The organism is Streptococcus sp. P25B114 (assembly GCF_053010325.1).
The window spans coordinates 1-601 of sequence record NZ_JBRKNW010000046.1 but is presented as its reverse complement, the minus strand read 5'-3'; the positions used below and the strand labels follow the sequence as shown (position 1 = coordinate 601).

Annotated in this window: 1 protein-coding gene; it reads right to left on the bottom strand. The window is 38.3% G+C overall.

Annotated features, from left to right (window positions below; all coding sequences use genetic code 11):
* Positions 1 to 34: 34 nt before the first annotated feature.
* Positions 35 to 601: transposase (locus tag ACVC7T_RS10955; protein ID WP_447262948.1), on the bottom strand; the 567-nt coding region annotated here is incomplete at its 5' end.

Sequence of the window (601 nt, the reverse complement as noted above, 5' to 3'; positions counted from 1 at the left end):
GGCTCTTTGTCAACTGTAGTGGGTAGATGAAAAGCTAACACCTAGAGAGGACGAAATTCGTTCTCTCATTTTTGATGTTTAAAGCAATATATATCTTGTTTTTAAAGTTCGTAAAGTTCCTAAATCCGAATGCTTGCCTCTTAATGTCTTTGATGAGTTTATTGGTCGCTTCCAGTTTAGCGTTGGAATATGGAAGCTCCATGGCGTTCGTGATGTAAGTTTTATATTTTAGAAATGTCTTAAAAACAGTCCTAAAGGTTGAATTGACAAGATTCAGATTGTCCTCTAGAAGTTCGAAGAAATGTTTCGAGTTCTTCTCTTGGAAATGGAAGAGAAGGACCTGGTAGAGTTCGTAATAGAATTTCAGTTCCACAGAGAAATTCAATGTCTTCTGGACAACCTCTTTCGGTGTTACTGTTTGCCCGAAAGTGCGAGAAAAGAAGCGATTCAGAGACAGTTTACGACTATCTTTTTGGAGAATACGCCAGTGATTTTTCATGGATCGATAAGGTAGGGAACGCGTATCGAAAGTCTTCATAATATCAATTCTAGTCGTCATCATAGCACGGCTCAGGTGTTGGATAATGTGAAATCTATCAAG